The sequence below is a fragment of the Pseudomonas sp. S37 genome, from assembly GCF_016658545.1.
Lineage (GTDB): Bacteria > Pseudomonadota > Gammaproteobacteria > Pseudomonadales > Pseudomonadaceae > Aquipseudomonas.
The window spans coordinates 99,415-125,034 of sequence record NZ_JACVZC010000006.1 but is presented as its reverse complement, the minus strand read 5'-3'; the positions used below and the strand labels follow the sequence as shown (position 1 = coordinate 125,034).

At 63.8% G+C, this 25,620-nt stretch carries 21 protein-coding genes; 7 read left to right on the top strand and 14 right to left on the bottom strand.

Features of this window, described 5'->3' with window-relative positions:
• The first annotated feature begins 82 nt into the window (after positions 1 to 82).
• The 6 genes from kdpF (at position 83) to IAE39_RS04360 (ending at position 8,041) form a co-directional block, all read left to right on the top strand.
• Entirely contained in the window at positions 83 to 172 is a 90-nt protein-coding gene (kdpF, locus tag IAE39_RS04385) for a K(+)-transporting ATPase subunit F (RefSeq protein WP_003251485.1), read from the top strand.
• 9 nt (positions 173 to 181) lie between these two features.
• Positions 182 to 1,891 (top strand): potassium-transporting ATPase subunit KdpA, encoded by a 1,710-nt coding sequence (gene kdpA, locus IAE39_RS04380; RefSeq protein ID WP_201199734.1) that lies wholly within the window; start codon positions 182 to 184, stop codon positions 1,889 to 1,891.
• Between the two features lie 9 nt (positions 1,892 to 1,900).
• Positions 1,901 to 3,955, top strand: a complete 2,055-nt coding sequence (gene kdpB, locus IAE39_RS04375; RefSeq protein ID WP_201199732.1) for a potassium-transporting ATPase subunit KdpB — start codon at positions 1,901 to 1,903, stop codon at positions 3,953 to 3,955.
• Between the two features lie 10 nt (positions 3,956 to 3,965).
• Positions 3,966 to 4,517 carry a potassium-transporting ATPase subunit KdpC gene (gene kdpC / locus IAE39_RS04370; protein ID WP_201199730.1) on the top strand — a complete coding sequence of 184 codons (552 nt, stop codon included), beginning with the start codon at positions 3,966 to 3,968 and terminating at the stop codon, positions 4,515 to 4,517.
• A 177-nt stretch (positions 4,518 to 4,694) separates the two neighbouring features.
• Entirely contained in the window at positions 4,695 to 7,349 is a 2,655-nt protein-coding gene (locus IAE39_RS04365; RefSeq protein WP_201199728.1) for a sensor histidine kinase, read from the top strand.
• Positions 7,346 to 8,041, top strand: a complete 696-nt coding sequence (locus IAE39_RS04360; protein WP_201199726.1) for a response regulator — start codon at positions 7,346 to 7,348, stop codon at positions 8,039 to 8,041. The genes IAE39_RS04365 and IAE39_RS04360 overlap by 4 nt, the downstream gene beginning before the upstream one ends.
• Positions 8,042 to 8,249: 208 nt before the next feature.
• On the opposite strand, the gene IAE39_RS04355 is transcribed toward IAE39_RS04360, so the two are convergent.
• The 4 genes from IAE39_RS04355 to IAE39_RS04340 all read right to left on the bottom strand — a co-directional run bounded on the left by IAE39_RS04355 (position 8,250) and on the right by IAE39_RS04340 (position 13,734).
• Complete coding sequence (locus IAE39_RS04355) at positions 8,250 to 9,155, bottom strand: LysR family transcriptional regulator (RefSeq protein ID WP_019470164.1); 906 nt, start codon at positions 9,153 to 9,155, stop codon at positions 8,250 to 8,252.
• Positions 9,156 to 9,340: 185 nt separating this feature from the next.
• Positions 9,341 to 12,271, bottom strand: a complete 2,931-nt coding sequence (locus IAE39_RS04350) for an aminotransferase (RefSeq protein WP_201199725.1) — start codon at positions 12,269 to 12,271, stop codon at positions 9,341 to 9,343.
• A gap of 262 nt (positions 12,272 to 12,533) precedes the next feature.
• Positions 12,534 to 13,100 carry an HD domain-containing protein gene (locus IAE39_RS04345; RefSeq protein ID WP_328825488.1) on the bottom strand — a complete coding sequence of 189 codons (567 nt, stop codon included), beginning with the start codon at positions 13,098 to 13,100 and terminating at the stop codon, positions 12,534 to 12,536.
• Positions 13,101 to 13,164: 64 nt separating this feature from the next.
• Positions 13,165 to 13,734 carry a helix-turn-helix domain-containing protein gene (locus IAE39_RS04340; protein ID WP_201199721.1) on the bottom strand — a complete coding sequence of 190 codons (570 nt, stop codon included), beginning with the start codon at positions 13,732 to 13,734 and terminating at the stop codon, positions 13,165 to 13,167.
• Between the two features lie 107 nt (positions 13,735 to 13,841).
• Here IAE39_RS04340 and IAE39_RS04335 point away from each other — a divergent pair, with 107 nt between their 5' ends.
• The gene (locus tag IAE39_RS04335) at positions 13,842 to 13,997 is read left to right on the top strand and encodes a hypothetical protein (protein WP_201199719.1); all 156 of its coding nucleotides are present in this window, start codon (positions 13,842 to 13,844) and stop codon (positions 13,995 to 13,997) included.
• Positions 13,998 to 14,229: 232 nt separating this feature from the next.
• On the opposite strand, the gene IAE39_RS04330 is transcribed toward IAE39_RS04335, so the two are convergent.
• The 10 genes from IAE39_RS04330 to IAE39_RS04285 form a co-directional block, all read right to left on the bottom strand.
• The gene (locus IAE39_RS04330) at positions 14,230 to 14,748 is read right to left on the bottom strand and encodes a PIN domain-containing protein (protein ID WP_236548404.1); all 519 of its coding nucleotides are present in this window, start codon (positions 14,746 to 14,748) and stop codon (positions 14,230 to 14,232) included.
• A gap of 53 nt (positions 14,749 to 14,801) precedes the next feature.
• Positions 14,802 to 15,269, bottom strand: a complete 468-nt coding sequence (locus tag IAE39_RS04325) for a helix-turn-helix domain-containing protein (RefSeq protein ID WP_201199717.1) — start codon at positions 15,267 to 15,269, stop codon at positions 14,802 to 14,804.
• Positions 15,270 to 15,449: 180 nt separating this feature from the next.
• The gene (locus tag IAE39_RS04320) at positions 15,450 to 15,713 is read right to left on the bottom strand and encodes a DUF3077 domain-containing protein (RefSeq protein WP_201199715.1); all 264 of its coding nucleotides are present in this window, start codon (positions 15,711 to 15,713) and stop codon (positions 15,450 to 15,452) included.
• A gap of 807 nt (positions 15,714 to 16,520) precedes the next feature.
• A complete protein-coding gene (locus IAE39_RS04315; RefSeq protein ID WP_201199714.1) occupies positions 16,521 to 18,152 on the bottom strand; it encodes an ABC transporter ATP-binding protein in 1,632 nt (543 codons plus the stop codon).
• A gap of 1 nt (position 18,153) precedes the next feature.
• Positions 18,154 to 19,173: an ABC transporter permease gene (locus tag IAE39_RS04310; protein ID WP_201199712.1), complete on the bottom strand. Its 1,020-nt coding sequence runs from the start codon at positions 19,171 to 19,173 to the stop codon at positions 18,154 to 18,156.
• A gap of 1 nt (position 19,174) precedes the next feature.
• Positions 19,175 to 20,248, bottom strand: a complete 1,074-nt coding sequence (locus IAE39_RS04305) for a microcin C ABC transporter permease YejB (protein WP_201199710.1) — start codon at positions 20,246 to 20,248, stop codon at positions 19,175 to 19,177.
• Position 20,249: 1 nt separating this feature from the next.
• The gene (locus IAE39_RS04300) at positions 20,250 to 22,085 is read right to left on the bottom strand and encodes an extracellular solute-binding protein (protein WP_201199708.1); all 1,836 of its coding nucleotides are present in this window, start codon (positions 22,083 to 22,085) and stop codon (positions 20,250 to 20,252) included.
• Positions 22,082 to 23,911 carry an extracellular solute-binding protein gene (locus IAE39_RS04295; RefSeq protein WP_201199706.1) on the bottom strand — a complete coding sequence of 610 codons (1,830 nt, stop codon included), beginning with the start codon at positions 23,909 to 23,911 and terminating at the stop codon, positions 22,082 to 22,084. The genes IAE39_RS04300 and IAE39_RS04295 overlap by 4 nt, the downstream gene beginning before the upstream one ends.
• Positions 23,908 to 24,093, bottom strand: coding sequence for a hypothetical protein (locus IAE39_RS04290; RefSeq protein WP_201199705.1), 186 nt, complete (start codon positions 24,091 to 24,093; stop codon positions 23,908 to 23,910). Before IAE39_RS04290 ends, IAE39_RS04295 begins: the two co-directional genes overlap by 4 nt.
• Positions 24,094 to 24,181: 88 nt before the next feature.
• Complete coding sequence (locus IAE39_RS04285) at positions 24,182 to 25,612, bottom strand: lytic transglycosylase domain-containing protein (protein WP_201199703.1); 1,431 nt, start codon at positions 25,610 to 25,612, stop codon at positions 24,182 to 24,184.
• Positions 25,613 to 25,620 lie beyond the last annotated feature (8 nt).

The window sequence follows — 25,620 nt, the reverse complement described above, 5'->3', positions numbered from 1 at the left end:
CCCCTCGATCTCGCCCCTTTACGCCCCTCCCTCGGACAATTCCCCCAAAGCGGCCCAAGCCGCACCACGGGGAGAACCACTCATGAACATGCTCGACGGGCTGTCACTGCTGCTGGCAGTGGCCTTGGCGTTTTACTTGCTGGTGGCGCTGCTGCGCGCCGATCGCAGTTAGGGAGCGCCCATGCACAGTTACGATTACGCCTTGCTGCTGGCATTTTTCGCCATCGTGCTGCTACCGGCACCCTGGCTTGGGCGGTTCTACTACAAGGTCATGGAAGGCCAGCGCACCTGGCTGTCGCCGCTGCTGGGCCCGGTCGAGCAAGCCTGCTACCGGCTGGCCGGGGTGAACGCCGGCCAGGAGCAGAACTGGCGGCAGTACACCCTGGCCCTGCTGGCGTTCAACCTGGCCGGTTTCCTGCTGTTGTTCGCGGTGCTGCTGTTGCAAGGCCACCTGCCGCTCAACCCTCAGCACCTGCCGGGCCAGGAATGGTCGCTGGCGTTCAATACTGCCGTCAGCTTCGTCACCAACACCAACTGGCAGGCCTACAGCGGCGAGGCGTCGGTCAGCTACCTGAGCCAGATGCTGGGCCTGACCGTGCAGAACTTTGTCAGCGCCGCCACCGGCCTGGCCGTGCTGGTTGCCCTGTGCCGGGGCATTGCCCGGCGCAGCACTTCGACGCTGGGCAACTTCTGGGCCGACATGACCCGCGCCACCCTTTACGGCCTGCTGCCGCTGTGCCTGCTGCTGGCATTGCTGCTGGTATGGCAGGGCGTGCCGCAGACCTTTGCCGACTATGCCCACGCGCTGACGTTGCAGGGCGCTGACCAGACCATCCCGCTGGGCCCGGCCGCCAGCCAGATCGCCATCAAGCAACTGGGCACCAACGGCGGTGGGTTCTTTGGCGTGAACTCGGCGCACCCGTTCGAGAACCCCACGGCCTGGAGCAACCTGTTCGAGGTAGCGTCGATCATCCTCATCCCGGTGGCCCTGGTGTTCACCTTCGGCCACTACGTGAAAGACCTGCGCCAGAGCCGCGCCATCCTGGCCTGCATGCTGGCGCTGTTCCTGATCGGCGGCAGCACGGCGCTGTGGTCCGAGCACCAGCCCAACCCGGCGCTGGAAAGCGCGCAGGTACAGCAAAGCGCGCCCATGGAGGGCAAGGAAAGCCGCTTCGGCACCACCGGCTCGGTGCTATGGACGGTGACCACCACCGCCGCCTCCAACGGCTCGGTCAACGCCATGCACGACAGCCTTAACCCGCTGACCGGGATGGTGGCGATGGTCAACATGATGGTAGGCGAAGTGATTTTCGGCGGCGTCGGCGCCGGGCTGTACGGCATGCTGCTGTTCGTGCTGATCGCCGTCTTCCTGGCCGGCTTGATGATCGGCCGCACCCCGGAGTACCTGGGCAAGAAACTGCAGGCCCGTGAAGTGCAACTGCTGGTGGCGACCTTGCTGGTGATGCCCGTTGGCGTGCTGGTGCTGGGTGCCCTGGCTGCCAGCCTGCCTGGCCCGGCGGGGGCGGTCAGCAACCCGGGTGCGCACGGCTTCAGCCAGCTGCTGTACGCCTACACCTCGGGCACGGCCAACAACGGCTCGGCCTTTGCCGGCTTTGGCGCCAACACGGTGTACCACAACCTGATGATCGGCCTGGCGATGCTCATCGGCCGCTTCGGTTACATCCTGCCGATACTGGCCTTGGCCGGCAGCCTGGCGGCGAAGAAAAGCGCCCCCCAGGGGCTGAACAGCTTCCCCACCCACGGCCCACTGTTCACTGGCCTGTTGCTGGTGACCATCTTGCTGGTCGGTGGCCTGACCTTCCTGCCAACCCTGGCCCTTGGGCCAATTGCCGAACACCTGAGCCAGGCTCTGCCTGTGAAAAGCTTCTGAGGACCGATCATGAACATGCCCATTCCTGAAGTGAACGCCCGGCACACGGCCAAGGACCAGACACGCTTCGCCGCGTTGTGGCGCCCGGCGCTGGTGCAGGCGTTCGTCAAACTCGACCCGCGTCAGCTCAAGCGCTCGCCGGTAATGCTGGTGGTGGCTCTGACCGCCGTGCTGACAACGGTACTGTGCTTCGCCCCTGGCAGCGGCGTCAGCACCGGCGTGGCCGTGCAGATCGCCCTGTGGCTGTGGTTCACCGTGCTGTTCGCCAACTTCGCCGAAGCCCTCGCCGAGGGCCGGGGCAAGGCCCGCGCAGACAGCCTCAAGGCCGGTAGCCAGGGCCTCACCGCCCAGCGTCGTCAGCGTGATGGCAGCTACGAGACCGTTGCTGCCAGTGCCTTGCGCAAGGATGACGTGGTCCGCGTGGTCGCTGGCGAAATGATCCCCGGCGACGGTGAAGTGCTTGAAGGTATCGCTGCGGTCAACGAGGCCGCGATTACGGGCGAGTCTGCGCCGGTCATCCGCGAATCCGGCGGCGACCGCAGCGCCGTGACAGGCAACACGCGGCTGGTTTCCGACTGGCTGCTGATCTGCATCACCAGCAACCCGGGCGAGTCGACCCTGGACCGGATGATTGCCCTGGTCGAAGGCGCCAAGCGGCAGAAAACCCCGAACGAGATCGCCCTCGATATCCTGCTGATCGGTCTGACCCTGATCTTCCTGATCGTGGTGGTGACCTTGCAGCCGTTCGCCCACTTTGTCGGTGGCAGCCTGCCGCTGATCTTCCTCGCCGCCTTGCTGGTGACGCTGATTCCCACCACCATCGGCGGCCTGCTGTCGGCCATCGGTATTGCCGGCATGGACCGGCTGGTGCGGTTGAACGTGATTGCCCGCTCAGGCCGTGCAGTGGAAGCAGCCGGTGATGTGCACACGCTGATGCTCGACAAGACCGGCACCATCACCTTCGGCAACCGCCGCTGCAGTGCGCTGCATGCTGCGCCGGGGGTGACCGCCCGTGAACTGGGGGAGGGCGCCTTGCTGGCCTCGCTGGCCGATGACACTGCCGAAGGTAAGTCGATTGTCGAATACCTGCGCCAGCTGCATGACTTTGTCGAACCGCCTGCCGGGCAGTACCAGGCCGTGGCGTTCAGTGCTGAAACACGGCTTTCGGGCATCGACTTCCAGCAGCGCCGTTACCGCAAGGGCGCCGTCGACGCGGTGCTGGCATTCGTCGGCATGCAACGCTTGGAAATGCCGCCGGCGCTGGCCCGTGAAGTGGAGCGCATTGCCCAGAGCGGCGGCACACCGCTGCTGGTGTGCCTGGACAAGCGCCTGCTAGGGGTGATCCACCTCAAGGACGTGGTCAAGCCCGGCATTCGCGAGCGTTTTGCCGAGTTGCGCAAGCTGGGCATCCGCACGGTGATGGTGACCGGCGACAACCCGCTGACTGCCGCCGCCATCGCCGCTGAGGCTGGGGTGGATGATGTGCTGGCCGAAGCCACGCCGGAGAAGAAGCTGGCGCGCATTCGCCAGGAACAGAACGACGGCCGCCTGGTGGCGATGTGCGGTGACGGTGCCAACGACGCCCCGGCACTGGCCCAGGCTGACGTGGGCATGGCCATGAACGACGGTACCCAGGCGGCGCGCGAGGCGGCCAACATGGTCGACCTGGACAGCGACCCGACCAAGCTGCTGGACGTGGTGCAGGTCGGCAAGGAGCTACTGGTCACCCGTGGTGCGCTGACCACGTTCTCCATCGCCAACGACGTGGCCAAGTACTTCGCCATCCTGCCGGCGCTGTTCGCCGCCATCTACCCGCAGTTGGGCGTGCTCAACCTGATGCACCTGGCCAGCCCGCAGAGCGCGATCCTCTCGGCCATCGTGTTCAACGCGCTGATCATCATCGTGCTGATCCCGCTGGCACTGCGAGGCGTGCGGGTGCAGGCGGCCAGTGCGGCGCACCTGTTGCGGCGTAACCTGCTGGTCTACGGGCTGGGCGGCATTGTGGTGCCGTTTGCCGGGATCAAGCTGATCGATCTGTTGCTCAATGCCCTGCACCTGGTCTGAGGAGGCCACCATGAATGCTTATGTACGCCCGGCATTGAGCCTGGCTTTGTTGATGACGCTGGTGACGGGCGTGTTGTATCCGCTGGCGGTGACGGGCATTGCTCAGGTTGCTTTCCCCGAGCAGGCCAATGGCAGCCTGGTGCGCGATGCCCAGGGCCAGGTGCGGGGTTCGGCACTGATCGCTCAGGAATTCAAAGGTGATGGCTGGTTCCATTCACGGCTTTCGGCAGGCGCTTACGCCACCGTGGCCAGCGGTGCCAGCAACCTGGCGCCGAGCAACCCGGCGCTGGCGGAACGGGTCAAGGGTGATGCGGCGGCGCTGTATCAGGCGCAGCAGGGGCCGGTGCCGCAGGCGTTGCTGACCACCTCGGGCAGCGGCCTTGATCCGCACCTGCCACCGGAGGCAGTGGCTTACCAGATTGCGCGAGTGGCAGCGGCGCGGCAGTTGCCGGTGGAACGCTTGCAAGCCTTGCAGGAAGAGGCCACCCTCCACCCATTGATCGGCCCGCCAGTGGTCAATGTGCTGGCGTTGAACCAGGCGCTTGAGCAGTTAAATCACTGATTTCAGCAGCCCACGACCCCCTGTAGGAGCGGCCTTGTGTCGCGAAAGGGCTGCAAAGCAGCCCCAGCAATTTGTGCATTCCTGCTGAGATTCTGGGGCTGCTTTGCAGCCCTTTCGCGACACAAGGCCGCTCCTACAAGGGCGCGCTTGGCAAGCACCCTTGCTTAAGGATGAAACATGAGTGATTCCGCCCGCGCAGACGCGCTGTTGGCTACTCTCCCGCGAACCGGCCGGGGCCGGCTGAAGGTGTTTCTCGGCGCCGCCCCCGGTGTCGGCAAGACCTTCGCCATGCTCCAGGCCGCTCACGCCCAGCAACGCCAAGGCGTGCAGGTGCTGGCCGGCGTCGTCGAAACCCACGGCCGCAGCGAAACCGAGGCGCTGCTCGCCGGCCTGCAACAGCAGCCCATGCTGCGCAGCCAGTACCGTGGCGTCACCCTGGAGGAAATGGACCTCGACGGCCTGCTCCAGGCCGCGCCCACCCTGGCCCTGGTCGATGAGCTGGCCCACACCAACGCCCCCGGCAGCCGCCACGCCAAGCGCTGGCAGGACGTGCAGGAACTGCTGGCCGCAGGCATCGACGTCTACACCACGGTCAACGTCCAGCACCTGGAAAGCCTTAACGACAAAATTCGCGACATCACGGGCGTGCAAGTGCGCGAAACCCTGCCGGACTGGGTGCTGCAGGAAGCCTTCGAGCTGGTGCTGATCGACCTGCCGCCGCGCGAACTGCTCGAGCGCCTGCGCGAAGGCAAGGTGTACGTACCCGAGCAGGCGCGGGCGGCCATCGATGCGTTCTTCTCGCAAACCAACCTGACCGCCCTGCGCGAACTGGCCATGCAGACGGCCGCCGCCCAGGTCGATGCCGACCTGGCCCATGGCTATCGCCAGCGCGGCCAGGAAGCCCCGGCCTTGCGCGGGCGGCTGCTGGTCGGGGTTGACGGTGACGACCAGGCTGAACGCCTGGTACGCCATGCCAGCCGCGTGGCTCAGCGCCGGCACCTGCCGTGGAGCCTGGTGCATGTGGATAACGGCCGCTTGCGTGACGAAACCGCGCGCCACCGCCTGCAGGCCGCCCAACAACTGGCTGAGCGCCTGGGCGGGGAAGTGGTCTTGCTGCGCGCTGGCGAAGTGGCGCGCACGCTCATCCAGCATGCTGCCGAACGGCGTGCGAGCCTGGTGCTGGTCGGGCAGTCCCGCGACCGGCTGCACCGGCGGCTGTTCGGGGCCGGTGTTGCTGCGCGGCTGCTGCGCGAGAGCCATGGCCTGGAAATCAACGTGCTGGACCGCGATATACAGCCGGCGGCGCCACGCTCTGCGGTGCGTCGGGTGTGGGTGTGGCGGCATTACTTGTTGGCCTTGCTGGCAACCGTAATGGCTGCGGCACTGGCCTGGGCGGTGTCGAGCGTGCTGGCGCTGCCCAACATATCGCTGGTGTTCCTCGCTGCGGTGTTGCTGGTGGCGGTACGCAGCAGCCTGGGGCCGGCGCTGGCCTGTGCCGCGCTGTCGTTCCTGACCTACGACTTCTTGTTTATCCCACCCAATTTTTCGTTCAGCATCCAGCGCGAAGAAGACGTGCTGACCTTGGTGTTCTTCCTGCTGATGGCCGCGCTTACCGGCAACCTGGCTGCCCGCCAGCGCCGCCAGTTGCAGGCGCTGCGCGAAACCCAGGCGCAGACCAGCCAGTTGCTCGACCTGTCGCGCCGGCTGACGGTGGCCACCGATCGCCAGGCCGTGTTCAACGCCGCCGGGCAGCACCTTGATGGCTGGCAGGACATGCAGGTGTGCCTGCTGGAGCGTAACGCCGAAGGCCAACTGCAGGTGGCTAGCGGCGAAGCCCACACCTTCAGCGACACCGAACGGGCCGCCGCCGATTGGGCCTGGCAGCACGGGCAGGCCGCTGGCCACGGCAGCGGCACCCTGCCCAATGGCCGTTGGTGGTGGTGGCCGTTGGCGGTGGACGAGCAACCGCTGGCGCTGCTGGGCGTGCGCCCGCGCTCCGCTCAGCCGTTGAGCGACCCGCGCCGCCGCCTGCTGGTTGCCCTTGGCCAGCCGCTGGCCCAGGCCTTGGCCCGCGCTCGCCTGGCCGAACAGCTGGAGGCCGCGCGCCTGCATGGCGAAACCGAGCAACTGCGCAGCGCCTTGCTGGCCTCCGTATCCCATGACTTGCGCACACCGTTGACCGCCATGCGTGGCAGCATCGACAGCCTGCTGGCGCTGGGCGAGGTGATCCCGGCCGAAGACCGCCGCGAGCTGCTGGAAGGCACCCGCAACGAGGCCGAGCGCCTCGACCGCTATATCCAGAACCTGCTGGACATGACCCGCCTGGGCCATGGCGGCCTCAAGCTCGCCCGTGACTGGGTAGCCCCGGCGGACATTGTCGGCAGTGCGCTCAACCGCCTGCGGGTGGTACTGGCGCCGCTGCGCGTGCACACCGACGTGCCGGCCGAGCTACCGTTGCTGTTCGTGCATGCCGCGCTGATCGAACAGGCGCTGGTCAACGTATTGGAGAATGCCGCACGCTTCTCGCCGGCGAATGGGCGGCTGGAGTTGCAAGTTGCGGTGCAGGGTGAGCAGTTGCGCATTACCGTCAGCGACCAGGGCCCCGGCATTCCGGTCGCCGACCGCGAGAAGATCTTCGACATGTTCTACACCGCTGCCCGTGGCGATCGCGGCGGGCAGGGCACCGGCCTGGGCCTGGCGATCTGCCAGGGCATGATCGGTGCCCATGGCGGGCAGATCCTGGTGGGTGAAGGCATCGATGGCCAGGGCACCGGCATCACTCTATGCTTGCCGCTGCCCCCTCAACCTGAAGCCGAAAGCGAACGCCCATGAGCCAGTCTGCCACCCTGTTGGTCATCGACGATGAACCGCAGATTCGCAAGTTCCTGCGTATCAGCCTGGCTTCGCAAGGCTACAAGGTGCTTGAGGCGGCGACCGGCGCCGAAGGCCTTACTCAGGCCGCGCTGGGCAAGCCGGACCTGGTGGTGCTCGACCTGGGCCTGCCGGACATGGACGGCCAGCAGGTGCTGCGGGAGCTGCGCGAATGGAGCGCGGTGCCGGTGATGGTGCTGTCGGTACGTGCCAGCGAAGTGCAGAAGGTCGATGCGCTGGATGGCGGCGCCAATGACTACGTGACCAAGCCGTTTGGCATCCAGGAATTTCTTGCCCGGGTGCGGGCGTTGCTGCGTCAGGTGCCACAGGCCGGGGGTTCGGAAGTGGCAGCGAGTTTTGGGCCGTTGACCGTGGACTTTGCCTTTCGCCGGGTGACCCTGGACGGTGTGGAAGTGGCGCTGACGCGCAAGGAGTATGCGCTGCTGGCGCTGTTGGCCGGGCACCCGGGGCGGGTGATTACCCAACAGCAACTGCTCAAGGAAATCTGGGGGCCTAGCCATGTGGAGGACACCCACTACCTGCGGATCGTGGTGGGGCATCTGCGGCAGAAGCTGGGCGATGATCCCACGGCACCGCGCTTCATCATCACCGAGGCAGGGGTGGGGTACCGGCTGGTGGCGCCGGTCATTTGATCCGTATGCACGCTGGCCCTGTGGGAGCGGGTTTACCCGCGAAAAATCCTACGAGGAGCATGGCACCGACTTTGCCGGTATTCGCGGGTGAACCCGCTCCCACAGAGATTGCGCTCCTCTCCAGATCAGCGCTGTTACTGCAGGGGCTTGGCTTGCCTATTGGCGCAACTCACTCCATTGGCTTGCTCGAAGCGTAGCCGGGTATCGTTCAGGACCTCGGGGATTCTGTTTCAAAGCATTGGCGCATCACGTCCAGGTAACGCCGGGCGCCCAGGCCCAGTGGCCGCGACTTGATCCAGATGATGTCTACCCACAAGCGCAGGCGGCTGGCCATGTTGTCAAAGCGCACCTCGGCCAGTGCGCCTGAGGCAATCAGTGGTTCAACCAGCGGCTGCGGCAGGTAGGCCCAGCCCAGCCCGGATTGCACCAGGTCGAGCGTGGCCAGGTAGCTGTCGGTCAGCCAGATGCGCCGCGACAGCACCATGCGCGGGTCCGAGCCGGTGGCCTTGCCGGAGGCAACAATGATCTGCCGTTGTTCGGCAAAGGCTTCTTCTGGCAACGGTGTGCCGCTGTTCTGCCCGGCCGGATGGCGTGGCGAGGCGACGGCCACCAGCAACTGGCTGCCGGCTTCGAGGAATGACTCGCGCTCATCGATACCGGGCCGTTCAAACACCAGCGCCAGTTGCACACTGCCGTCGTGCAGCAGGCGAATGGCTTCGGTTTGGGTGGCAGAGCGCACTTCGATTTCCAGGCTGGGAAACTCTTGGGCGAGGGTTTCCAGCGGCTGGCTCCAGCGGCCGGTCTGCAGCTCGGGTGCCATGGCGATGGTCAGGCGTTTTTCCAGGCCCTTGTGCAGTTGCAAGGCCTGGGCGTCGAGCAGGTTGAGCTGGCAGATCACCTGCCTGGCCTGGGGTTCCAGGGCCAGCGCGGCGCTGGTGGGCAGCGCCTTGCGCGTGGCGCGGTCGAACAGCGGCAGGTCCAGTTCCGCCTCCAGCTGGGCGATTGCCATGCTCACGGCAGAAGGCACACGGCCCAGCTTGCGGGCGGCGGCGGAGAATGAACCGGCGTCCAGCACGGCGAGGAAGATTGCCAGGGAGTCGCTGGAGAAGGCCATGTCTGCTGAACCTGATGTTGGGGCGTGGTGAGCGCATGGTAATCGATGGGGCGTGTTTTTCATGGCCCTTGTGGGAGCGGGTTTACCCGCGAAGAGGCCAGCGCGTTGTATGGCACCGGCTACGCCGGTGTTCGCGGCTAAAGCCGCTCCCACAGGTACTGCGCCAGCGCTCGTTCCCCGAATCCCTACAATCCTTCGCCAAGCACCCGGTCAATACTGTCGACAAAATAATCCACACTGGCCCGACTGGTACACATTGGTGGCTTGATCTTCAGAATGTTCAGGTAATCCCCGGTCGGCTGCATGAAAATACCCAGATCCCGCAGCCGGTCACACAGCAACAGGGTCTCTTCGGTCGCCGGCTCCAGCGTTTCACGGTCCCGCACCAGCTCCAGCCCCAGGTAGAAACCCGACCCATGCGCCGCGCCGGCCAGTGGGTGCTTGTCGACCAGCGCCTGCAACCGCGCCTTGAAGTAGCGCCCGGTGTCGCGGGCGTTGTCCCACAGGCCTTCTTCCTCCATCACGTCCAGCACGGCCATGCCGATGCGGCAGCTGACCGGGCTGCCACCGGCCGAGGAGAAGAAGTAGCCCTCGGCCTCAAGCGCCTCGGCGATTTCGCGGCGGGTGATGACCACGCCCAGTGGTTGGCCATTGCCCATGCCCTTGGCCATGGTAATGATGTCGGGCACCACGCCCTGTTCCTCGAAGCCCCAGAAGTATTCGCCCAGGCGACCATAACCGACCTGTACTTCGTCGGCGATGCACACGCCGCCCCGCGCGCGAACCTTGGCATAGGCTTCGCGAAGGTAGCCTGCGGGCAGCGAGATGCCGCCGGCATTGCCGTATACCGGTTCACAGATGATGCCGGCCAGCTGGCGGCCACGGGCATCGAGGTCGGCCAGCTTGGCATCGACGTCCTGCAGGTAGTCGGCAGCGCTGTCGGCCCCGCGGAAGCGGCCGCGGAAGGTGTTCGGTGCTTCAACCGGGTGTACCCAGTCCGGGCGGGTTTCCAAGGCCTGCGGGTTGTCGGCGATCGAGGTAGAGATGGCATCGGTGGCCACCGACCAGCCGTGGTAGGCCTCCAGCACGCTGAGCAGGTCGCGCCCGCCGCTGTAGGCCCAGGCCAGGCGAATGGCCAGGTCGTTGGCTTCGGTGCCGCTGTTGACCATGAATACCCGGTCGAAGCCGTCGGGTGCCAGGTCGAGCAGGCGCTCGGAGAACTCGGTGATGGCTGCGTAGTGGAAGCGCGAGTTGGTGTTCAGCAGCGACCACTGCCGTGCCGATTCGGCGACCATGCGTGGGTGGCCATGGCCCAGCACCGCGACGTTGTTGAGCATGTCGAGGTACGAGCGGCCCTGCATGTCGATCAGGTAGTTGCGCCAGCCGCGTTCGATGTGTGGCGGTTGTGCGTAGTAGTGCTTCTGCGAGCGGGCGAAGCTGGCATCGCGGCGGGCCAGCAAGGCCTGTGGGTCTGGCAGCGGGTCGGCATCGCAATCGAAGCCCAGCAGCGCGGCCGGTGACGGGCACAGGGCCAGCCAGGCTGAGGCCTGCGACGGGGTGGCGAAGAATGGTGGCTGGATGCCGGAGACCAGGCACAACTGCACACTGAGGAAGCCACAGCTGCTGCCCAGCGACTGGCACTGTTCCACGGCCTGGCCATCTGCCGGGGCATCTTCCAGCCCGTGCAGCCACAATGCCCAGTCCGCACTGCGCAGGCAGCCACGACCATCGCCATGGCGCTGCCAGGTGCCGGCTGCTGGCGCTTGTACCAGGCTGCCGTTGCGCACATGCAGCTCAACGCCGAGGGCGCAGGTGGCCGGCTCGTCTGGGCGGTCGATATGGGTTTTCGACAGGCGATACTGCCCGTGCAGGCTGCAGGCTGGGGCGGGTTGCGCGCTCAGCAGGCGCTGGTCGAAGCCGGCTTGCTCCCAGTTGCCGGCTTCACAATGCAGGCTGAGCACGCCGAGGTCGACGCGGGTCACGGCTTGCCCCTGCAGTTCGGGGAGCAGCAGGGCACAACCGCTCAGGTCCGGTGTGGCAGGTTGCAGGCCGGCAGCCTGCAGGATGGCCGCCTCCATCAGCGCAAACGGCACGGCGGTGGCGGTGTCGAAGATTTCCCATTCATGGGCGACGTTGTCGCGGGTGTACTGGTTGCCCGGGTCCACGGCCAGTTGCTGCGCACTGCTCAGCACCAGCACCGCGGCGCGGTTCAGCACCAGTGGCCACAGGGCACGCAGTTCGGCTTCGGTCAGCGGGTTGAGCGCCTGGTAGGCGCTGATCGCCGGCAGGATCCGCAGCGGGTCGCCTTCGGCGTGGTGCAGCAGCGCCGCACAGGTCACCGACAGGTCGGCGATGCGCCAGGTGTGCAGCAGGTCGCCGAAATCGATCACCCCTTGCAGTTGCCACTGGCGCTGGCCATCACGGGCCCACACGGTATTGTCGTCGGTGATGTCCAGGTGCACGGCCTGGCTGGGCAGTTGATCAACCAGCGGCAGCAGGTGCTCGTTAGCAACGCGGGTGGCCTGTTCGATACGGGCGCGATGGGTGCTGTCCTGCAGGACCGGTAGCAGATGTTCGATCAGTGCCTGGGCATGTTGCGGGTCCCATTGCAGGGTGCGCACCAGGCCGGGGTGATCGAAGCCGACCAGGGCTTTGTCCAGCTTCGCACAAAGCCTGCCCAGCTCAGCCATCAGGCGCGGTTGCAGGTGCTGGAGTCGGGTTAGCGGCTGACCTTCGATGTAGTCGAGCAGGCGCAGGCGCAGGGGTTGGCCGTCGATGTCCAGTGCCAGCAAGCCTTCGCCGTTGCCGGCGTGGCGCACGGCAGGTACCGGCAGGCCCTGTTCGCGCAGGTAGGCCAGGGCGGCGTGTTGTGCTTCCAGCTCCAGCCGGGCATAGCTGCCATGGCAGGCCTTGAGCACATAGCGGCCTTGTGGCGCGTCCACGCGCAAGTTCAGGTCCTGCTGGCTGCCCAGTGCCGTCAGGTCACCGTCCAGACCATAGTGCGCCTGCAATACAGCGTGTGCCTGCGTTTCGCTGAGTGAGGGGCTGGGCAGGCCGGAACGGCTGATCAGCGTGGTCAGGGCAGGGGAAGCGGACGGGTGCTGTGGGCTGGGCATGGGCTCTACCGTTGCTGCTGGGAGTGGACGGAGGAGAATGTATGCCCGATCTGGCTGATGATGAAAGACGATTATTGTCAATAATTCTGATAGTGGCGGCGAGTTATGGAAGTTCTTTGGCACGAGCACGAATGCACGCTGGCCCTGTGGGAGCGGCCTTGTGTCGCGAAAGGGCCGCGGGCCCCCGATTTCAACGTTAAGGCATGAATTGCTGGGGCCGCTTTGCGGCCCTTTCGCGACGCAAGGCCGCACAGCGACCGCGTTAGCCTGTCATGCGTTGACGTGTTTCTTCATCGAGTGTGCGCCTTAGGGAGGCCAGGAATGGAATGGCATCGGTGTAGCGGCGGCCATATTCCAGGTTGAACGCATAGTCGAAGCCCGGTGGGTTTTCGCCTTGGGTGTGCTGCAAGATGGTTTCGATCTTGTCGAGCGCCTTGACCACTTTGGCTTCGGGTGAAGTGGCCGCTTCGTACTCGTCGAACAAGGCAACGATGTTGTTCTGCATCGATGGTTCCAGTGTCGATGTGATGGCCAGCAGGTCCTCTCGTTCACCCATGCCCTTGTTGGGCATGGACTGAGCCTCAGGGGCGGGAACATCGCCACTCAACGCCTCCCCAAGGTCATGGACAAGGCAAAGCTTCAGCACCTTGCAGATATCGACTTCGCCCAGTTCTTCTTCGAACACCAGCGCCAGCAAGGCCAGGCGCCAACTGTGCTCGGCAGTGCTTTCACGCCGCCCGGTCGAGGTGTAGGCACTGCGGGTCACGCTCTTGAGCTTTTCCGCTTGGCGCAGGAATTCGAGTTTTCCATCAAGGGTGTGGTTTGGCACGGTGAGTGACCTCTTGCTTTGGCAGAGGCAGATAGTCGACCCACTGCAGGCCTGCGTCCACGCATTAAATATGCGCGAGGGTTTCCACCAGCCTGGCGGTCGAACCATCCGACAGGGTGAAGCGGGTCCAGCGGCACAGGCTGTGCTGGATGGGCACCAGTGCCGAATGGTTCATGCCCGTGGCAAGTTGCACTGCCGGGGTGGCCAGGTTGTCGCGCCAGCCGATGTCGGCCAGGCAGAGTTCCTGGCGGGCGATTTCCTCTGTCACGAACGGCCACAGCGACACGCCCAGCAGGTCGCTGACCGGTACGTGGAACTCCGCTTCGCGGGACGCCGAGCAGGCCAGCAGGCGGTGGGTGAGGTCGCACACCAGGTGCACCGGCTGCGAACTGCCCGAAACCAGGCGCGCCAGGGCGTGGTCCGCTGCGCTGCTGAGCCGGGCGTTGAGCAAGGCTTCGATGCGCGCCCGTTGCTCGGGGTCGGCATCCTGTATGCCCGACTCCCAACGGGAAATGGTCGATTGGCAAACGCCGAACATCTGCGCTGCGTGCGATTGTTTTACCCGGTTCAGCATGCGCCACTGCTTCAGCATCGGGCCGAGTGGGGTGTTGGCGAATGAAGGGGAGATGTTCATGCTCGTCTTCCGGGTGGGTGCGCTCAAGCAAACTGAGGTTAGTGTCGACGAAAAGCCTGGGCCCGGCCATGATAGTTAGTGCATGTATTCCGGCGCCGGAGCCCCTTATGCCACTCACAGCCTTGCTGCGCTGCAGCGACCTCGACCTTACCCGTGAATACTACCGGGATACGTTGGGTTTTGAAGTGACCGAAACCGCCGAGGGGACGATCGGTGTACGGCTCCAGGACTGTCATCTGGTTTTCACCACGCAGGACTTGTGAGCTGTGCCTACCCAGTGCTCGGCGACGTTCTACCTGCATGTCGCTGATGTGGAGCAGTACTTTGACGGTGTGAAGGACAATGCCCAGGTTGCCTGGCCGCTACAGGATATGCCCTATGGTTCCCGGGAGTTCGGTGTGCGTGACTGCAATGGGTATTACCTGGCGTTTGCGCAGGTAGTTGATCAGACCAGGTCAAGCAACTTGGAAGCCAAGAAAGTGCCATGTAGTGTGATCAGAGGAGAAACCTGAACTCTGAGAGTAGTTTCACCGGCTCGGGGAGCCTCTGCTGAAGCAGGCGGTCGAGATATTGTTGTACGCTGTGCGGTGGGTTCTTCAATGACATCCGCTGCCGATGGGCAGCTTCGAGTACTGCCGCTTTGTCGAGGTCCCACAGATCGGTGATGAAGTCATCCGGATGTATTGCTTCGATATCGAAGGCTCGAAGCGATGTTGAAGGGAAGTCCTTCAGATTGAAAGTGACGATGACGGAAGCGTTGCACTGGATCGCAGCTGCGAGGACGTGGCGGTCATCCTCATCCGGCAGGTCCAGCCCTTCGACCAGCGACTCGTAGTCAGTGACGAGTGCATTAGGTATTGCAGCATCCATTAGCGCTGACGTGCGATCCAGATGTTCGGGCGTGAGGTCGGGCCGGTTGAGTAATAGATTGCGTTTCCACTCGTCATGGATGTTTGCCGACCAACGTGCCCGGTAGATACCTGTCAGCGCGAGGTTCATCAGGAAATCACGCAGTGGGGCAGGGTAAAGTACGTTTGCATCTTATATGGCCGTGAAGGGCGAGTGCTTCATTCATACCCCATCTTTAATTCCTGAGCTTGGGCTGCCAGCGCATCCATTGCAGCACGGCTCCCCTCGTCACGTTTGTCCTTGTAGGCAACCAGGTCGGAGAACTTGACCCGACGATGACGACCCGTCTTGGTGTGAGGGATTACCGCTTCGTCGAGTAGCTTTACCAAGTGAGGCCGAGAGACATTGAGTAGGTCAGCCGCCTCCTGGGTAGTCAGTTCGGCGTGGATTGGAACGACTTTGACCGAGTTACCCAAGGCCAGCTCGCTGAGAATCTCGCCAAACAGGCGCAGTGCGAATGTGGGTACTTCAACGACCCGGCGCTGATTCTCTTCATTAAGCAGCTCAATCCGTTGGGTATCTGATTTTGTCGAAAGGAACGCCGCTAGCGTGCGGCTGGACTCGACAGCCACGGCAATTTCTTTCTCATCGGGAAGCACCTTGCGAGAAAGGTCGGCGGTGGTCATGGGTATCTCCAGTGCGATATCGATTGTGAGGCTGTGGCGACGATGCAGCAGCCTAGGTTTAAGTTATATTCGAAATATTCGAAAATCGCAATAAACGAAACAATCGCGTAGGGATAGGTTGCCCGGAGACTGGCTGGCTTTTGAAAGGTGGCAACCAGTTAATTCCGGGCAACCGCATGATCAGCGCATCATGCCCAGTTCGGCGTCATCCATCAGTGCCTTGGCCATTGCGCTCAAGTAGTGGGCGGCCCAGATCATCATCGGTTTTTCGTCCATCAGGCCGGTGATGGTCAGTTCGCGGACGTAGCCCATCAACTCCGATGATTGCTCGCGGGCGTCGCGGCAGGGAATGCCTGGTTCGATACGGAACAGTGGGTGGGTGCCGTTTTCGCCTTGGCAGAAGGTGGTTTTGCCTACGGTGAAATGGGTGTCTTCTGTGGTCATTTTTGTATCCCCTGAAAATTCTCGACTGCCTGAGCGGGCCTATTCGCGGGTGAACCCGCTCCTACATGGGACAACTATCGTTGTAGGAGCGGGTTTACCCGCGAATAGGCCAGCGCAGGCGACAAATCACTCAAGATTCAGCGCAAAGCCCGAGGCTCGCTGGGCATCGCTGCGCATGGAGGGAATGGGTGTGAGGGGGCGGATCGGGGACAATCTTCAACATCGCATAGTACCTTTGATGGGGCTGCCCCTTCCTGCTGTCAAACAGTTGGGTGGCAGCTGTACATGGGTTGACAGACCGGCGGACTATGCAAGTTCCGGCGCACGCAAGCGTGCCCCAAGTACAGCCGCCATAACAGGCAAGCCGTACGCATAATACCGTTACGGCCTGTCAAAGCCGTGCCGTTGATGAGCAACGACAGACCGAGACTAGAGCGCTGCCAGAGCAGCCGCAACGGAAAATACGCGGCAGGAGTATGTTTGGGAAATGGACTACAGGGAAGGGGTTAAATCCGACATTTCAGGTGTTCTGCGCCCGATTGCGTCAGGGCGGCGAGGGGCCTGCCTTGGTTTTTGCGGTATTGCGTAGATCGAGCGCCGCCCGCGCGGCGCATCGCGAGCAAGCTCGCTCCTACATTTGTTTCGGGCCAGTTAATCCTGAGGCAGACGCGCGCGGCCCCTTGGCGTCCACCTCGAAATCGTGTCGAACAAACAAGGCGGTCGCGCGCATTGGTACAGGCGATACTGGCCCGAGACAAATGTAGGAGCGAGCTTGCTCGCGATGCGCCGCGCGGGCGGCGCTCGATCTCAAGGGCGATGCAAGGCTCCAGACGAACCGGCCTCAACCTCCAAAAACGCCGCCTCCAGCAATTGCCGCGTATACGGATGCTGCGGCGCATGGAAGATCGCCTGCGCATCCCCCTGTTCCACCACATGCCCATGCTTGATCACCATCAACTGGTGGCTCAAGGCCTTGACCACCGCCAGGTCATGGCTGATGAACAGATACGTCAGGTTGTACTTCTGCTGCAAATTGCGCAGCAACTCCACCACCTGCCGCTGCACTGTGCGGTCCAGTGCCGAGGTTGGCTCGTCCAGTAATATCAGCGCCGGCTTCAACACCAACGCCCGGGCAATCGCGATACGCTGGCGCTGCCCGCCGGAAAACTCATGCGGGTAGCGATGCCGCGTGCGTGGGTCCAGCCCCACTTCCTCCAGTGCCGCGATGATCGCTGCTTCCTGTTCCTGCGCGTTGCCAATACCGTGAATGCGCAACCCTTCACCGACAATATCCGCCACGCACATGCGTGGGCTCAGGCTGCCAAACGGGTCCTGGAACACCACCTGCATCTCGCGCCGCAACGGCCGTACTGCTTTCTGGTTCAAGCCTTCGAGGCTCTGCCCGTGGAAGCGAATGCCGCCCTGGCTGGAAATCAACCGCAAGATCGCCAGGCCCAAAGTCGACTTGCCCGACCCGGACTCGCCAACAATCCCCAGCGTCTGCCCCTGCGGCAAGCTGAAGTTGACCCCGTCCACCGCCTTTACATGGTCGACCGTGCGCCGCAGGAAGCCTTTCTTGATCGGGAACCACACCTTGAGGTCGTCCACCTCCAGCAACGGCGCGCCGACCGGGTTGTGCGCCGGTAGCCCGCTGGGCTCCGCATTGATCAGCATCTGCGTGTAGTGGTGCTGCGGGGCGCTGAACAGCGTGGCGCAGTCAGCCTGCTCGACAATCTGCCCGCGCTGCATCACGCACACGCGGTGGGCGATGCGCCGCACCAGGTTCAAGTCATGGCTGATCAGCAGCAGGGCCATACCCAAACGCGCCTGCAGTTCCTTGAGCAGGTCGAGAATCTTCAGCTGCACGGTCACATCCAGCGCCGTGGTGGGTTCGTCGGCAATCAACAGCTCCGGCTCGTTGGCCAGGGCCATGGCAATCATCACCCGCTGGCGCTGGCCGCCAGACAGTTCGTGGGGCAGGGCCTTGAGGCGCTTGCGCGGTTCGGGGATGCCGACCATTTCCAGCAGCTCCAGGGTGCGCGCAGTGGCTTCCTTGCCGGTCAGGCCCTTGTGCAGCAGGAGGATTTCGTTGATCTGCTTCTCGATGCAATGCAGCGGGTTCAGCGAGGTCATCGGCTCCTGGAAGATCATCGCAATGCGGTTGCCGCGAATGCGTTGCAAGGTTTTCTCGTTCTGCTGCAGCAGGTCCTTGCCTTCAAAGCGGATGCTGCCGCTGGGGTGGCGGGCCAGGGGGTAGGGCAGCAGGCGCAGGATCGAGTGCGCGGTCACCGATTTGCCCGAACCGCTCTCACCGACCAGGGCCAGTGTCTCGCCCTTGCGGATGTCGAAGCTGATGCCGTCCACCACCCGGTTGACCTGGTCACCGGTGACAAACTCCACCGCCAGGTCGCGCACTTCGATCAGGTTCTGTTCACTCATGTCACTTCCTCGGGTCGAAGGCATCGCGGGCGGACTCGCCGATGAACACCAGCAAGCTCAGCATCAAGGCCAGCACGGCAAACGCGCTGATGCCCAGCCACGGTGCCTGCAGGTTGGATTTACCCTGGGCCACCAGCTCGCCCAGCGAGGGCGAACCGGCAGGCAGGCCGAAGCCGAGGAAGTCCAGCGCGGTGAGGGTGCCGATGGCACCGGTGAGAATGAACGGCATGAAAGTCATGGTCGAGATCATGGCGTTGGGCAGAATGTGCCGGTACATGATCGCGCCGTTGCGCATGCCCAGGGCCCGCGCAGCGCGCACGTACTCCAGGTTGCGCCCGCGCAGGAACTCGGCGCGCACCACGTCCACCAGGCTCATCCACGAGAACAGCAGCATGATGCCCAGCAGCCACCAGAAGTTCGGCTGCACGAAACTGGCCAGGATGATCAACAGGTACAGCACCGGCAGCCCCGACCAGATTTCCAGAAAGCGCTGCCCGGCCAGGTCGACCCAGCCGCCATAGAAACCCTGCAAGGCGCCGGCGATGACGCCGACGATGGAGCTGGCCACGGTCAGCGTGAGGGCGAACAAGACCGAAATGCGGAAGCCGTAGATCACCCGTGCCAGTACGTCACGGCCCTGGTCGTCGGTGCCCAGCCAGTTGTCCGCCGAAGGCGGTGCCGGTGCGGGCACGCGCAGGTCGTAGTTGATGCTCTGGTAGCTGAACGGGATCGGCGCCCACAGCACGAAGCTGTCTTTTTTTGCCAGCAGCTCGCGGATGTACGGGCTCTTGTAGTTGGCTTCCAGCGGGAACTCGCCGCCGAAGGTGGTTTCCGGGTAGCGCTTGAACGCCGGGAAGTACCACTCGCCGTCGTAGCGCACGGCAATCGGTTTGTCGTTGGCGATCAGCTCGGCGCCCAGGCTCAGGCCGAACAGGATCAGGAACAGCCACAGCGACCACCAGCCACGGCGGTTGGCCTTGAAGCGCTCGAAGCGCCGGCGGTTGAGGGGGGACAAGGCCATGTCAGTGCTCCCGGCTGGCGAAGTCGATGCGTGGATCGACCAGGGTGTAGGTCAGGTCGCCGATCAGCTTCACCACCAGCCCCAGCAGGGTGAAGATGAACAGGGTGCCGAAGACCACCGGGTAGTCGCGGTTGATGGCCGCCTCGAAACTCATCAGGCCCAGGCCGTCGAGGCTGAAGATCACCTCGATCAGCAAGGAGCCGGTGAAGAAGATGCCGATGAACGCCGAGGGGAAGCCGGCGATCACCAGCAGCATGGCGTTGCGGAACACGTGGCCGTACAGCACCCGTGGCCGGCTCAGGCCCTTGGCCTTGGCGGTGATTACGTACTGCTTGTTGATCTCGTCGAGGAAGCTGTTCTTGGTCAGCAGGGTCATGGTGGCGAAGTTGCCGATGACCAGTGCGGTGATTGGCAGCACCAGGTGCCAGAAGTAGTCCAGCACCTTGCCGGTGGTGCTCAGCTCGTCAAAGTTGTTGGAGGTGAGGCCGCGCAACGGGAACCAGTCGAAGTAGCTGCCACCGGCGAACAGCACGATCAGCAGGATGGCGAACAGGAACGCCGGAATGGCGTAGCCGACAATGATCGCCGAGCTGGTCCAGACGTCGAAATGGCTGCCGTGGCGCACCGCCTTGGCGATGCCGAGCGGGATCGACACCAGGTACATGATCAGCGTGCTCCACAGCCCCAGCGAGATCGACACCGGCATCTTCTCGATGATCAAATCGATGACCTTGGCATCGCGGAAGAAGCTGTCGCCGAAGTCCAGCCGGGCGTAGTTCTTGATCATGATCCACAGGCGTTCGGGCGGGGACTTGTCGAAGCCGTACATGCGCTCGATCTCGGCGATCAGCGCCGGGTCCAGGCCCTGGGCACCGCGGTAGTTGGAGCCGGCCACGGACACTTCGGCGCCGCCGCCGGCAATGCGGCTGGTGGCGCCTTCGAAGCCTTCGAGCTTGGCGATCATCTGCTCGACCGGGCCGCCCGGGGCGGCCTGGACGATGATGAAGTTGATGATCAGGATGCCGAACAGGGTGGGAATGATCAGCAGCAGGCGGCGCAGGATGTAGGCCAGCATGTCAGTTGGCCTCGTCTGCAGGGGCTTCGCTGACCGCCGGGGTTACTCCGGGCTTGATCCACCAGGTGTCGATGCCGATGTCGTACTTGGGCGACACCTTGGGGTGGCCGATGTGGTTCCAGTACGCCACGCGCCAGGTCTTGATGTGCCAGTTGGGGATCACGTAGTAGCCCCACAGCAGCACGCGGTCGAGGGCGCGGCAGTGGTCGACCAGGCTTTGCCGCGAATCGGCGTTGATCAGCTGGTCCACCAGTTGGTCGATGGCCGGGTCGCGCAGGCCGATGAAGTTGCGGCTGCCGGGGTTGTCGGCGGCGGCGCTGGACCAGAACTCACGCTGCTCGTTGCCCGGCGAGTTGGACTGCGGGTAGCCGCCGACGATCATGTCGTAGTCGCGTGAGCGCAGGCGGGTGATGTATTGCGACACGTCGACCCGGCGGATGTTCAGCTCGATCCCGAGGTCGGCGAGGTTGCGCTTGAACGGCAGCAGGATGCGCTCGAACTCGGTCTGCGCCAGCAGGAACTCGATACTCACCGGCTTGCCCTGGGCATCGACCATCTTGTCGTCGACGATTTTCCAGCCGGCTTCCTGCAGCAGCTTGTAGGCCTGGCGCTGTTGCTCGCGGATCATGCCGCTGCCGTCGCTGACCGGGTTGTGGAAGGCTTCGGTGAATACCTGGTCAGGGATTTTGCCGCGCAGCGGTTCGAGGATCTTCAGCTCGCCAGGGCCGGGCAGGCCGTGGGCGGCCATTTCCGAGTTGTCGAAGTAGCTGCCGGTGCGGGTATAGGCACCGTTGAACAGCTGCTTGTTGGTCCACTCGTAATCCAGCAGCAGGCTCAGTGCCTGGCGCACGCGCACGTCCTGGAACACCGGGCGGCGGATGTTGAAGATGAAGCCCTGCATGCCGGTGGGGTTGCCGTTGGGCAGCTCTTCCTTGATCAGCCGGCCATCGCGCACGGCAGGTACGTTGTAGGCGGTGGCCCAGTTTTTCGCACTCACTTCCAGGCCATAGTCAAACGCCCCGGCCTTGAGTGCTTCCAGGGCAACGGTGGTGTCGCGGTACGAGTCGAACGTCATGACGTCGAAGTTGTAGAAGCCACGGTTGATCGGCAGGTCCTTGGCCCAGTAGTCCTTGACCCGCTCGTAGCGTACCGAGCGCCCGGCCTTGACCTCGGCGACCTTGTACGGCCCGCTGCCCAGCGGAATTTCCAGGTTGCCGCGGTTGAAATCGCGGTTTTCGTACCAGTGCTTGGGCAGTACCGGCAACTGGCCAAGAATTAGCGGCAGCTCGCGGTTGTTCTGGTGCTTGAACTTGAACAGCACTTTCAGCGGGTCTTCGGCGACCACTTCGGCGACGTCGGCGTAGTACTGGCGGTACAGCGGTGCGCCGTCCTTGATCAAGGCGTTGAAGGTGAATACCACATCTTCAGCGCGCATCGGGTGGCCGTCGTGGAAGCGTGCTTCCGGGCGCAGGTAGAAGCGCACCCAGCTGTTGTCCGGGGCTTTCTCGATCTTGCCGGCGACCAGGCCGTACTCGGTGAACGGCTCGTCCTGGCTCTGGCGCATCAAGGTGTCGTAGATGCTGCCGATGTTCTCGGCCGACACGCCTTTGTTGATGAACGGGTTGAGGCTGTCGAAGCCGCCGAAGCTGGACTGGCGGAAGGTGCCGCCCTTGGGCGCATCAGGGTTGACGTAGTCGAAGTGCTTGAAGTCGGCGGGGTACTTGGGCGGCTCGTCGTACAGGGTAAGTGCATGTTGCGGTGCGGCCAGGGCGGGAAGGCTCAGGCAGGCGAGCAACAGGCTGCCTGCCAGCCGGCGCAGACGGTGCGTTGGCGTCATTGGGCTTTCTCCGAAGTCTTGATCCACCAGCTGTTCAGCCCGAGGGTGTAGGGCGGCGTGGTAACGAAGGCGAACCGGTTACGGTAGGCCAGGCGATGGTTGTCGAGGTACCAGTTGGGGATCATGTAGTACTGCCATGAGAGTACGCGGTCCAGTGCGCGGGCGGCGGCAACCTGGTCGTCGCGGGTACGTGCGGCCAGCAGCGTGTCGAGCAAGTGGTCGACCACCGGGTCCTTGACCCCAGCATAGTTCTTGCTGCCCTTGGTCGCGGCCTGGCTGGAGTGGAAGTACAGCCACTGCTCGAGGCCGGGGCTCAGGGTCTGGTTGAGGGTCATCAGAATCATGTCGAAATCGAACTGGTCCAGGCGTTGTTTGTACTGGGCACGGTCCACGGTGCGCAAGCGCGCATCGATGCCGATGCTGGACAGATTTTCGACATAAGGTTGCAGGATGCGTTCAAGGTTGGGGTTTACCAGCAGTAGTTCCAGGCGCAACTGCTGGCCCTTGCTGTCGACCAGGCGCTGGCCGTTCAGTTTCCAGCCGGCCTCGGCGAGCAGGCCCAGAGCCTGGCGCAAGGTCTGGCGGCTGACCCCGCGGCCGTCGGTGTGGCTGACCTTGTACGGTTCGCTGAACAACTTGGCTGGCAATTGGTCGCGAAACGGCGCCAGCAGCAGCCATTCCTTGCCGGTGGGCACGCCACTGGCGGCGAACTCGCTGTTGGGGTAGTAGCTGGTCGAGCGGCGATAGGCGCTGCTGAACAGTGCGCGGTTGGTCCACTCGAAGTCGAGCATCAGCCCCAGCGCCTGGCGCACCCGTGGGTCGCTGAAGCTGGCGCGGCGGCTGTTCATGAACAGGCCCTGGGTTTGCGTGGGAATACTGTGCGGGATCTGTGCCTTGATTACTTCGCCACGGCGCACGGCCGGGAAGTTATAGCCGTTGGCCCAGTTCTTGGCCTGGTGCTCGATATAGATGTCGAACTCCCCGGCCTTGAACGCTTCGAAGGCCACTGTGGCGTCGCGGTAGAACTCGTATTCCACCCGCTTGAAGTTGTACTTGCCACGGTTGACCGCCAGGTCCTTGCCCCAGTAGTTCTTCACCCGCTCGAACACCAGCCGGCGCCCGGGCTGCACTTCGGTGATACGGTACGGGCCGCTGCCCAGTGGTGGCTCGAAGGTGGTGGCCTTGAAGTCGCGCTTTTGCCAGTAGTGCTTGGGCAGCACCGGCATTTCGCCCAGGCGCAGGATCAGCAGCGGGTTGCCGGCGCGCTTGAACACGAAGCGGATGCGCAGCGGGCCGAGAATGTCTACCCGTTGCACTTCCTGCAGGTTGGTGCGGTAGATCGGGTGGCCGTCCTTGAGCAGCGTGCGATACGAGAAGGCCACGTCTGCCGAGGTGATTGGCTTGCCGTCATGCCAGCGGGCTTCCGGGCGAAGGTTGAACACTACCCAGCTGCGGTCCTCGCTGTATTCCACCGAGCGAGCGATCAGGCCGTAGCTGGAAGTGGGCTCGTCTCCGGACGGGTCGTACTGGCCGGTACCGACCATCAGCGGCTCGTTCAGCTCACTGATGCCGTACTGCTGGAAATTGGGCGTGGTAACCGGGCTCGACCCCTTGAAGGTATAGGGGTTGAGCGTGTCGAAGGTGCCAAAAGCCATGGCCCGCAACGTACCGCCCTTGGGCGCTTGCGGGTTGACCCAGTCGAAGTGGGTGAAGGTGGCTGGGTACTTGAGCGTGCCGAACTGCGCGTATCCGTGGCTTTCGCTCACCATCGCGGCTGCGGGAAAGCTCAAGGCCAGGCTGATTGACAGCAGGAGGGGACGTATCAAGTCGGCATCCGATCCAGGGGCGTTGGGCTTTGTTCGGGGTACAGTAACAGCTTGGTGGGGTTGGAAAAAGAGAGGTTTTGAAGGGAACGTGCCGGCTTCTGTTTGACGAGGATGACGCGGTCACTGTAGGAGCGGCCTTGTGTCGCGATCGGGCTGCGCAGCAGCCCCATCGATTTCGGCATGGCCCTCAATATCCGGGGGCTGCTGCGCAGCCCGATCGCGACACAAGGCCGCTCCTACAAGGGATCGCGTCAGTCCTGCAGGAGGGTATCAATGGCCGAGGTAGACAGTCAGGGTCTGGCCTGGCTTGAGGGCGTGGCCGCTGCGTGGGTTCCAGCGCTTGAGGTGTTTCATTTCCACGTTGAAGCGCTTGGCCACCAGGTACAGCGAATCACCTTTGCGAACCTTGTATTGAGTGGAGCGCTGCGCCGAGGCGGCTACCCGGTTGCCGGCGGCGCTTGGCGCATTGCCACCGCGCAGGGCCAGTACCTGGCCGGCGCGCAGATTGTTGCCGGACAGACGGTTCCAGCGCTTGATGTCCTTGACCGAAACGCGGTTGGCCTTGGCGATGGCACCGAGGTTGTCGCCACGCTTGACCCGGTAGCTGCGCGCGGCCACCGGTGCCTTGGCTTCGGCCACGGCGCGGGCGAATGCGGCTTTTGGCGGTTGCAGGCTGACCAGTTGCTCGGGGTTGAGGTTGGACAGGCTGGCACTGAGCAGCTGTGCCTTGGCGGTCGGTACCAGCAGTTGTTTCGGGCCATCGACGGTCATGCGTTTCTTGAACGCCGGGTTGAGCTGGATCAGCTCGTCCTCGTCGATGTTGGCGAAGGCGGCAACCCGGGTCAGGTCCAGGCGTTCGTTGATCGCCACCGCTTCGAAGTACGGTTCGTTGGCGATCGGGGTGAGATTGACGCCATACGCCTCTGGTGTGGACACCACCTGCGACAGCGCCAGCAGCTTGGGCACGTAGTCACGGGTTTCCTGCGGCAGTGGCAGGTTCCAGTAGTCGGTCGGCAGGCCAAGCTTTTCGTTGCGCTCGATGGCCCGGCTAACGGTGCCTTCGCCGGCATTGTAGGCCGCCAGGGCCAGCAGCCAGTCGCCGTTGAACATGTCGTGCAGGCGGGTCAGGTAGTCCAGCGCTGCGTTGGTCGACGCGGTGACATCACGGCGGCCGTCGTAGAAGTTGGTCTGGCGCAGGTTGAAGTGGCGACCGGTAGCCGGCATGAACTGCCACATGCCGGCAGCGCTGGCACGCGAGTAGGCCATCGGGTTGTAGGCGCTTTCGATGGCTGGCAGCAGGGCCAGCTCCAGCGGCATGTCGCGTTCTTCGAGGCGCTCGACGATGTAGTGCAGGTACAGGCTGCCACGCTCGCCGGCGCTTTCGATGAAGGTCGGGTTGCTGGCGAACCACAGGCGCTGTTGCTCGATGCGCGGGTTGACGTCGATGCTGTCCTGCAGGGCAAAGCCCTGGCGCATGCGTTCCCACACATCCTGTGGCGCCTGCTCGGCCGGTTTGACCAGCAGCGGCGAAGGCTTGTGCTTGATCCGCGCCTGGTAGTTATGCGCGCGAACGCTATCGGCTTCGTCGAGCTGACGGGTGCTCTGGCAGCCCACCAGGGTGGCGGCCAGGGCCAGCGCACTGATTTGGGCCAGGCGCGTCAGGGCGACGGAATGAGAGGTTCTGCGGCTACGGAAAGACATCGGCTGAC

Excerpts from the sequence above, each read along its gene's own strand:
- kdpF (WP_003251485.1), top strand. The coding sequence starts at position 83 with ATGAACATGCTCGACGGGCTGTCACTGCTGCTGGCAGTGGCCTTGGCG.
- kdpA (WP_201199734.1), top strand. The coding sequence starts at position 182 with ATGCACAGTTACGATTACGCCTTGCTGCTGGCATTTTTCGCCATCGTG.
- kdpB (WP_201199732.1), top strand. The coding sequence starts at position 1,901 with ATGAACATGCCCATTCCTGAAGTGAACGCCCGGCACACGGCCAAGGAC.
- kdpC (WP_201199730.1), top strand. The coding sequence starts at position 3,966 with ATGAATGCTTATGTACGCCCGGCATTGAGCCTGGCTTTGTTGATGACG.
- IAE39_RS04365 (WP_201199728.1), top strand. The coding sequence starts at position 4,695 with ATGAGTGATTCCGCCCGCGCAGACGCGCTGTTGGCTACTCTCCCGCGA.
- IAE39_RS04360 (WP_201199726.1), top strand. The coding sequence starts at position 7,346 with ATGAGCCAGTCTGCCACCCTGTTGGTCATCGACGATGAACCGCAGATT.
- IAE39_RS04355 (WP_019470164.1), bottom strand. The coding sequence starts at position 9,155 with ATGGCCTTCTCCAGCGACTCCCTGGCAATCTTCCTCGCCGTGCTGGAC.
- IAE39_RS04350 (WP_201199725.1), bottom strand. The coding sequence starts at position 12,271 with ATGCCCAGCCCACAGCACCCGTCCGCTTCCCCTGCCCTGACCACGCTG.
- IAE39_RS04340 (WP_201199721.1), bottom strand. The coding sequence starts at position 13,734 with ATGAACATCTCCCCTTCATTCGCCAACACCCCACTCGGCCCGATGCTG.
- IAE39_RS04335 (WP_201199719.1), top strand. The coding sequence starts at position 13,842 with ATGCCACTCACAGCCTTGCTGCGCTGCAGCGACCTCGACCTTACCCGT.
- IAE39_RS04325 (WP_201199717.1), bottom strand. The coding sequence starts at position 15,269 with ATGACCACCGCCGACCTTTCTCGCAAGGTGCTTCCCGATGAGAAAGAA.
- IAE39_RS04320 (WP_201199715.1), bottom strand. The coding sequence starts at position 15,713 with ATGACCACAGAAGACACCCATTTCACCGTAGGCAAAACCACCTTCTGC.
- IAE39_RS04315 (WP_201199714.1), bottom strand. The coding sequence starts at position 18,152 with ATGAGTGAACAGAACCTGATCGAAGTGCGCGACCTGGCGGTGGAGTTT.
- IAE39_RS04310 (WP_201199712.1), bottom strand. The coding sequence starts at position 19,173 with ATGGCCTTGTCCCCCCTCAACCGCCGGCGCTTCGAGCGCTTCAAGGCC.
- IAE39_RS04305 (WP_201199710.1), bottom strand. The coding sequence starts at position 20,248 with ATGCTGGCCTACATCCTGCGCCGCCTGCTGCTGATCATTCCCACCCTG.
- IAE39_RS04300 (WP_201199708.1), bottom strand. The coding sequence starts at position 22,085 with ATGACGCCAACGCACCGTCTGCGCCGGCTGGCAGGCAGCCTGTTGCTC.
- IAE39_RS04290 (WP_201199705.1), bottom strand. The coding sequence starts at position 24,093 with ATGCCGAAATCGATGGGGCTGCTGCGCAGCCCGATCGCGACACAAGGC.
- IAE39_RS04285 (WP_201199703.1), bottom strand. The coding sequence starts at position 25,612 with ATGTCTTTCCGTAGCCGCAGAACCTCTCATTCCGTCGCCCTGACGCGC.